The organism is Methanobrevibacter cuticularis (genome assembly GCF_001639285.1).
In the GTDB taxonomy this organism is placed as follows: domain Archaea; phylum Methanobacteriota; class Methanobacteria; order Methanobacteriales; family Methanobacteriaceae; genus Methanobaculum; species Methanobaculum cuticulare.
The window spans coordinates 1-9,789 of the sequence record NZ_LWMW01000139.1 but is presented as its reverse complement, the minus strand read 5'-3'; the positions used below and the strand labels follow the sequence as shown (position 1 = coordinate 9,789).

Annotated in this window: 6 protein-coding genes; all 6 read right to left on the bottom strand. The window is 26.5% G+C overall.

Features of this window, described 5'->3' with window-relative positions; all coding sequences use genetic code 11:
- A partial coding sequence (locus MBCUT_RS09175) for a hypothetical protein (protein ID WP_157082564.1) occupies positions 1 to 937 on the bottom strand: 937 nt, incomplete at its 3' end.
- Between the two features lie 179 nt (positions 938 to 1,116).
- Complete coding sequence (locus tag MBCUT_RS09170) at positions 1,117 to 1,617, bottom strand: hypothetical protein (protein ID WP_067260383.1); 501 nt, start codon at positions 1,615 to 1,617, stop codon at positions 1,117 to 1,119.
- Positions 1,618 to 1,924: 307 nt separating this feature from the next.
- The gene (locus MBCUT_RS09165; protein WP_067260382.1) at positions 1,925 to 2,830 is read right to left on the bottom strand and encodes a NosD domain-containing protein; all 906 of its coding nucleotides are present in this window, start codon (positions 2,828 to 2,830) and stop codon (positions 1,925 to 1,927) included.
- 639 nt (positions 2,831 to 3,469) lie between these two features.
- The gene (locus tag MBCUT_RS09160) at positions 3,470 to 6,223 is read right to left on the bottom strand and encodes a right-handed parallel beta-helix repeat-containing protein (RefSeq protein ID WP_084270794.1); all 2,754 of its coding nucleotides are present in this window, start codon (positions 6,221 to 6,223) and stop codon (positions 3,470 to 3,472) included.
- A 42-nt stretch (positions 6,224 to 6,265) separates the two neighbouring features.
- Positions 6,266 to 6,745: a hypothetical protein gene (locus MBCUT_RS09155; protein ID WP_067260380.1), complete on the bottom strand. Its 480-nt coding sequence runs from the start codon at positions 6,743 to 6,745 to the stop codon at positions 6,266 to 6,268.
- 2 nt (positions 6,746 to 6,747) lie between these two features.
- Entirely contained in the window at positions 6,748 to 9,651 is a 2,904-nt protein-coding gene (locus MBCUT_RS09150) for a transglutaminase-like domain-containing protein (RefSeq protein WP_067260379.1), read from the bottom strand.
- Positions 9,652 to 9,789 lie beyond the last annotated feature (138 nt).

Below are 9,789 nucleotides of genomic sequence, written 5' to 3'. Positions count from 1 at the left end.
GATCTAAACGATTATTTGATAAATCAGCATCTTTATTCTTATTTTTATTATCCAAATAGATATAACCACCATAATAAGTTGTTTCATAATATCTATATTTAAGCTTATTAATTATCCTTTTAGGTATGATTACTTTTGTTGATTTTCCTTTTTTTAATGCAGGAACTTTAATCTTATATACAGTCCTATCATAATTATCTATTTTAATATAGCAAACTTTTGTAGACTTAGTCCCAACATTTTTAACAGATAGAACATGCCCTTTACTAATTTTTCCAACATTACTTAAAGCTAAGTCCCTGTAAGACTGCTTATTATTTTTTAATATATTCTTTTTCCCACTAGTAAAAATTTTATAATTAGTAGCTACTTTATTACCAACAATTTTATTGTTATTATCATAGATATAAACATTTTTCTTGAATGTATTAGAAGTAACTATATTTTTTCTACCATCAATAGATGATTCTGAAGAAATATAATTGTTCTTAACAACATTATTAGAGCCATGAACAGATAATCCTCCTTTTATAATATTATTAATAATATGACTTTTAGATCCAAATAACTGTAAATATCCTATAGTATTTTTAGAAATATTATTAGATTTATGTGCATAAAAACCTTCTTTTACAATGAAACCAGTTACTATCGTATTTTTAGAAATAAAAATATTATTAACAGTCACTTTCCCATTAGCTTTAAGTTTGATAGCTTTATTAACATTTAAATCTAAATTATATTTCCCTGCCTTAAATATTACAGTATCCCCATTAGCTAAAGGAGAAGGGTTTTCCCAATCTTCATCACTCAAAAAAACATCTATACTCGAAGTACTATTACTAGTACTTATAGTATAAGTAGCTGCATTAACATTATTAACAACAAACAAAATTGTTAATAATAATATTAATGCAATAATTATTTTTTTTAACATAATATCACCATTATTATCTTCTAATTAATTACACAATCCAATATTTCAACTCCATTTAAGAGGGTTTTGCTAAATTTTTGTTTATAAACATAGTTTTTGCTACAAAAATATTTTGATACAATTATATTCAGAAATTAAGCTTGATTAATGAACATATCGTTATAACCATCTTTGTTTTTTTATTTGGCTTTATAATAAACTGTAGTGGATATTGGTGTCAAATTTTTTGGAACTTTTACTCTTATACTGTCTCCATTATTTGGATTATATGTTTTATAAACTGTTTTATCATTGTTATCTTGGAATCTCACTACTACATATATTATTTTGAACTGTGTATCACCTTCAAGTTCATCAGAACTATTTAGTATATGTATAAATAGTCCTCTGTGGATATCATCTTGTCCATTGTACCCACTATCATAGTAGATGTAAATTTTGTCTTCTTTAGCTATCTTTTCAGTTACCATGAACTTATCTTTAATTTTAACTGTTTTATTTAAATCTTGGGTTCTTTCATTTGTAGTATTATTTTGGCCTATAGACATATTAGTCAAATTCTTCTTGTTATTATTAGATGTTTTAATAGAATTCTCTGTATTTTCTGTTGTTGCAACATATATAGCAATTCCTGAAATTAGAATCAATATTACTACTAAAATTATTATTTTGTTCTTCATTATATCCCTCTTAACAATTTTTTAACAGCACAAAAAATATTTTGCACAGAATACGCTTGGATTATACCAAACATTCTTCTTTTATCACTCAAAATAATAGAATCCATATTTATTCATTAGCTAAGCTCAATGGTTGCTTTCATTTCTAAGAACTGAAATAAGATTTATAATATAATTATAATAAATACCTAGAAAACAGCTAAATAACTAATAACTAAAAGAGTATTTCAATAGAAATACTCTTTTCAAAACTACAATATTAATTACAAATATCTTCTACTATAGATTATCTAAAAAACTTTTTAATTCAATATACTCCTTCAGGAGGACCAGTAGTTGGTGGAGAAAAAAGAATATTTTTCTTATTCTTCTTAAAAATATTTTTTATACAGTTATTAGTCTTATCTTCATATTGTATTCCGATTCTGCATCTATAAATTTTATTCTTATAGAATACATTTTTAGTTCCAAAAATATTTATTCCCCAATAAGCTTTAATGATAGTGTTATAATAAAATTTATTGTTTGAGCCATCTGAAATAGACAGTCCAGTACTATCACTACTACTATATCCATGCATATAGTTGGATGTTATTAGATTATTACTTCCAGACACATCAATTGAATATGTCTTAGATCCCACTAATCGATTTTTCAAAATAGTATTCTTAAAACCATGGACTGATATAGAATATCCATATAATTTATTCAAATATATTTTATTATATTTCCCAGAAACCTCCATATATCCTGAAAGTTTATTATATGAAAATTTATTGTACTTTCCTACTATCTTAATTGAGCTTCCATGTAAAATTGTCTTGCTAATAGAACTACTGGTAATCTTACCATAGATGCCATACTCATAATTTTTAATCCTCAAACCATTAATCTTAATTTTATTAGAATTAACTTTTATTGCAATTCCACTACCATTACCAATAAAATTAACTTTATTATTACCACTCTTAGTTAAAACAATCTTTTTATTAACAACTAGCTTAATATTTTTATAATTCCCTGCATTAAATTTAACAACATCCCCATTCTTAATAAATTCACCATTTTTCATAGGTATCTTACCACTAACCATTTTGGAAATAGTAGTAACATCTGTAGAATTACTAATAGAATAACTACTAGCACTTACATTATTAACAATTAATAATATACATAACAATCCAAATAATACAAAAATTCCTTTCTTAAACAAAAAAATCACCAACTTTTTATATATAATTTCAAACAAATAACAACCCTAATATTCACTTATGATTAGCTAAATCAGAATTTTTAATATTTTAATTCTTGGAATAGACCATAAATCACTATGACGACTATTTCTATAAAGTTTGTATTTTTCTTTTTGTTTTACCTATTCATAATGGTTTTAGCTTTAAATAAAGAAGTTAATTGACCATTAACTCCTTTTAATTCTTATTTAACTGATAATAGGATAACCTAGCATCTTTTGGAATATTAAATGGAACATTACCTTTTTTATTTTTAAGCATACTTTTATCATGATAGCTTCTTTCTTCACTTTGATTATTATTTAAGGAATTTATATTTTTAGAAATGTTTTCTTTAGATATATTTCCAGTTATTATTACTTAAACCGTTATAATCACTATTTTTTTTTCTGAGCAGTTTTAACATTTCGAATAATAAACGAAAAAAGAATTATCAACACTAAAAACAATCAAAACTTCACACCTATCAATTTTCATCTCTTTATTTATCAATGTAGAAATATCACCTTCTACTCAACATCAATGATCTTCTAACATTATATAAACAATAGAAAAATTCTTCAAAAAGAAGAATTTTCTAAAAATACAAAAAACTGAAATTAATTTTTATTTTTCTTAACTTTATTTTTATATCCATTTATACAAAGTCTATGAGTCTTATTTTTACCTAATTTATTATTAGATATAATGTTTCTATCACCATTTACTTTAATTCCAAGCGTTTTTACAGAATTTTTAGACACGAGATTCTTATCACCATTAATTTTGATCCCATGACCCTTATTCCTATTAAAGATATTACTTAACACTTTATTTTTATTTCCAAAAACTTTAATCCCTTGATACTTATTATTATTAGCTCTATTTTTATATATTGAATTTTGATATCCATAAATATGAATTCCAATTTTTTTAGACCTAATCATATTACTATGCACCGCATTTTTAAACCCATTTACATAAACACCGAAATTTCCACTGCTTAAACGATTATTTTTAACAGAATTCCTATCTCCTTTAACAAAAACACCATATTTCTTAGACTTGATAGTATTTTTAAGCACCTTATTATAACTTCCAACAATATTAACCCCAATTTTAGTGTTTGAAATCTTATTTTTATAAATATAGTTATGATCCCCAGTAATTCTTATTCCAGAAGATTTAAAGCCATTGATAAGTTTATTATATTTAATACGATTATTGTCTCCATTAATCCATATTCCAGAATGTCTACAATTGTAGATATTATTATAAGCTATATAATTATTATCAGATTCGATATAAATATTAAAATAATTACTCCTCAAAATATTTTTAGTAATCTCATTACCAACATCATAAGAACTAATACCCGCACCATCAACATGATGCACATAATTATTAAAAACCTTATTACTAGTTCCTGACATTATACTAATACCATCACGATTAATGCTGAATACCGTATTATTAAAAATATCATTATTCTGACCATAAAGATCAATACCTTCCATAATACCCTCTGAAACTGTATTAAAAGATATTTTACTGAAATAAACAGATTCTAATAACATTCCCATTTCATGTAAGAAAATATTATTCTTTGTAATTATTAAATTATCACCTTCAATCACATGAATACCATTAGCAAAAGATTGGTAAAAAATATGATTAGAACTAATAACAGAATTTTTAATAGATTCTGCATAAATGCCATTGAAACCATTATGCTCTAAGAAATTACTAATTATACTAATATTATCTGCATTAGAAACATATATACTATCATATCCACTAACCTCAACACGATTATTGCTAATCACAGTATTCAAAGGAGATTCTAGATATAAGCCATAACCTCCATTAGGATATCCAACATCTTTCAAATTATTATACATTACCTTACAATTATCAAACCCATTCAACTCCATACCAGTATATCCAGTATTTTTAATATTATTGTTTAAAACGTGACCCTTAGTTAACCTATCTATATAAATACCTATATTATTTACATTAGAAATATTATTTTTAGAAATTATTACATTATCACCATTACTTAAAAAAATACCATTATTCCCACGATTCATAAGATTTGAATCTATTATTCCATTATCCAAAGTATCAATATTAATAGCCACATCATTACTATAAACTTTATTATTAGCTATATTTACATTGGAAATAGTATTTCCATCAATACCATTGCCAGATGAATTAATAGTATTATCCAGTATGTTAACAGTGCCAACATCGTTTAAATAAATTCCAATACCAGAACTATTAATAATATTTTTACTTATATTAGCATTATTTACCTCAGTTACTGAAACACCAGAAGATCCTCCAGAAAACTTATTGTTAGTAAAAGAAACATTATTAGATGTATCAATAACAATAGCATCACCATCAGAATTGACAGTATTATCATCAATAGTTAATTTATTAACATTATATAAAGAAATACCTCTTTCCTGAGATTTTACAACTTTATTGTTTTTTATTTTAACATCATTGGCATCATAAACAGAAATACCTCCATTTGAACCATCAACAGTATTATCACTTACTTCAACATTAGAAGCAGTATCTACAACAACACCATCGCCACCAACATTACTAACTTTATTCTTCTTCAAATTCAAATTTTTAGAATTATAAGCATTAATTCCTGATCCTCTTGCATCATCGACATTATTATTTTCAACATCAAGACCATCAACAGTATCAGCATAAATAGCATCACTTTCAACATTATTAATATTATTATCCTTAATCTTAGTGTTATTAGACTCAGAAAGATAAATACCAGAATCAACACCACTAATATTATTACCAGTAATATTCACATTATTAGATTCCCTAACTGAAACAGCTACACCTTCACCAGAAGAAGAAACACTATTATTAACAACACTCAAGCCATTAACAGTATCAAACTCAATAGCTAAATCAAAACCATCAAAACTATTATTAATAATAGAAATATTGTTCACACCAGAACCAATAACACACATACCATAATTCAAAAATGTAAATCCTTTAATTATAACATTATCTTCCGAAATAGTAAATGCTGAAGTAACAGGATTATCACCAAGACTTCCATCAAGAACCACCCCAACATCACAAACAATAGACATAGCACGATCAATCAACAAATCAATTCCACTATAAACACCACCAAGGCTAGTAGAATTAAAATACAAAACATCAATACTACCATCATTCCAAAGAGCATCCTGAATATCTTCATTAGTCCAAGACTCATTTATAAATAGAGAACCCGCACTAACACCAGACACAGAAAAACCTAAAACCATTAAAATGGTTAAAACCATTATACATTCTTTATTAAACAGCAATTTCATCACCACTAATACTCAAATATCTGTTTTTTTTATTTGAAAAATTTACATTAATTCTTGACTTCCATATTTATCGTTGACCACAAAGCTTCTTTTTTGTTTCCCTGTTTTTTTATCATATATAATTACATTCCAAAAAATTTGACCATCATGTTTAAAAGTACCCAATACTTTTGCATATTCTCCTTTTACTGCACCTCTATCAGCTATTTTTTGTACTTGCGTTAGTGATAATCTCGCATTTTTTGGGATTTTAAATGTATCCTGATTTTTATTAATTTTATTATTTTTTATTGAATCACTTTTTTCATTTATAATGTTATTTTTCCCAATAGACCCATTATTCAATGCTTTATTTGAATCATTAGTTAAATTATTATTAATACTATCATTTAATTTATTATTCAATATTGATTGATTTTTTTCATTTTCTTGCTTATTATTATTCTCTATTGAAAAAATAAATGCAAATAATAGTACAATTGTTACAAATAGAATAATTAAATATATTTTATTTTTTTCCATTATTATAACTCCTTCAAAATTTTTGAAGATATTTTTTTATTTCCAATCTTTTCATTCAATTCATAATACCTTCCTATTATATTCAGTAGCTTCCATGTATGAGAATTAAATCCATTACCTGAATTTGTTGTATCTAACATATACCATTTGCCGGAAATATAAATTTTAGCCCAATAATGTCCAGAAGAATTATGTTTGAATTTACAATACCCATGTTCATAAAAAGCTGGAATTCCCATAGTTCTATACAGAGCTATAGTCAAATGTGCTTGATCTGCACAATTAATTAGACTTTGTCCGATTTTACCTTTCAACACAAGATTTAATGAATTGACTGCACCATACCATGTGTCAGAATAACCCCTATAATTATGCCTATTTTTTAGCCAATTAAAAATAGCTACGGCTTTCACTTTAGGAGTTAATTCTCCACTAATTTTAGAAATCATACTAACAACTTGTTTTTTTATTGCACTATTATTAACATGACAATTATATGTTGATTTCAATGCTCCAGAATAGTTTTTAATTTCAGAAGCTGATAAATATGATGCAAAATAAATACTAATATCTGACTTTTCAAAAAATCTAACTGTCTTTTTAGTTTTAGTATTCTTATTAACCAACTCATAAGTATAACTTATATATGGAGTCAAAGATTTATGACTAATACTAGTTTTAACTGAAACAAAAAATGAAAGTGGTGATTCTGAAGTATTATTTGCATATTTAGGCACTATTTTACCAATGCTATATTTTCTTTTAGAGTTTGAAGTGTTAGAATCTGAACTGAGATTAAACCAAGTTCCAGTTGTACTAGGTTTCCTACTCATCTTATTCCAAACAACACCACCTTTACTGTTTATTGTACCAGAGTACCAACCATCTTTATTGACTTTATAAAGAGAATCAGTTACTGCAGTATAGCTTTCCTTTTTAAGATTCCAATAGCTAATCTTCTTAGAGCTAATTGTATATTTAGACATATTAACTAAACTAGCTAAATGAGAATTTTCATGATTTAAAAGACTAACAGTCACACTACTCCCACTTTTACCAGAACCACTTGAAGCTGAAGAGGCAGTCGAAACTGATTTTTTATTTGTATAAGTTTTAGTTTTAGGAGTTGATGGAGCTGTACTACTTACCTTAACAGATTCGGATATTGTCCATTTTTTACCACCTTGAGAATAGCTAACTGACACAACAACTTTTTTAGCAGTTTTAGATACAGTATAAGTTCTTGCAGCTACACCATTAATATTAGATTTAATAGACTTTTTACTACCAGCAATAGCTGAAGAGAAAATTTTATCTGGTGTTTTATCTGAAGGTGTTTTTCTAGATCCATTTATATAAGTATTACCTTTACTATTGTATATTGCTCCAAGAATATTATCCCCAGTCTTTAAATAAATATTAACAGTTAATTTGTTACCAGGTTTAACTACAGTTGGAGTTTTAAGCGAAATACTTATAACATTTGCAATATTAGAACTAATTGAAACCTTAGAAACTCTCAAATTAGCTAAATTATAAATACCACTACCATAACCAGCAGAATTACTTGTAAGACTTCCTCCACTAATATTCAAATTCTTATTAGCATATATAGCTCCACCATTAGCATTTGCCTTATTAGAATTAAAATAAGAATTAGAAATAGCTAATGGTGCATTATTATACACTCCACCACCATTTTTCGCAGAATTACTCGTGAATTTAGTAGATGCTATAGTAGTTCTACTAGTACTTAAAACAGAAATTCCACCACCATTATTAGTTGCAACATTATTTACAAAAGAACTACCACTTATAGCTAAAACATTATCTGTATAAATTCCCCCTCCATTGTTAGTTGCCTTATTATTTGTGAAATTATTATTAACCATATTTAATGTGTTTGTGGAATATATGGCTCCACCATTACTAGCTTTGTTCAAATCAAAAACAGATCCTCTGATATTAATAACACTAGTACTTCGAATTGCACCTCCATTTGTTGCATTATTTTCTTTAAAAACACTATTAGTTACATTTAAATTAGCTATTGAGTATATTGATCCTCCATTAGGAGCAAAATTTCTTGTAAAATTACTACCATCAATACTTAATAGATTAGTAGAATAAATCGCTCCACCATTATTATTTGCTTTATTATTAGCGAATGTTGATCTTGAAATCTTCAATGTTGTTCCAGCAGTTCCTGTATAAATTGCTCCTCCATGTGGCGCAGTATTATTTTGGAAGGTGCATCCAGTCACAGTATTATTAGAACCAAAAATAAAATATAATGCTCCTCCAATCTCAATAGCTGTATTATTAGTGAAAGTACAATTTATAATTTGTCCATTTGAAGAGTGTGAATCTATGGCTCCACCTCCACCACCCCCACTTTCGTTAGAATAAGCAGCCTGATTATTAACAAAAACACAATTCTGAATAACCGCATTAGTGGATTCATTACTTAAAATTATTGCTCCAACCATTGCTTTATTATTTACAAACTCACAATTAACAATAGTCAAATTAACACCATACGAAGCCAAAGCTCCACCAAAAGCATTCACATCAGCATTTTTAAAAACTAAATTCTCCAAATGAACATTATCCCCTGTAACACTCATTATCCTAGAACCACTACCACCACCATCCAAAACAGCCTTAGAATTAGCAGAAGACCCCTTAATAACAACACTGTCCTTATTAACAAGAACAGTATTTACACTGCCCGGTATATAAGTTTCATTACCAAGATTAATCATATTTGTCCCTGAATCAACCTTATTTTGTATAAAATCAAAATCATCAACAGCAAAAACTGACGAACTACCCGAAAAAACAACAAAAACGAAAACTAAAACAGTCAAAAAACAACTTAACCTCTTTATCTTTATATTTTTCATAATACTCTCCATTTTCTATTATATCCCATCTTTTTTTTTGAAAAGATTTTCATATTCAATATTCTTAAAAAATAAAGAGTTAATTCATATCTAATTGAGGAGAGTGAGCTAGAAAAACAAAAAAACTTTACAAATAAT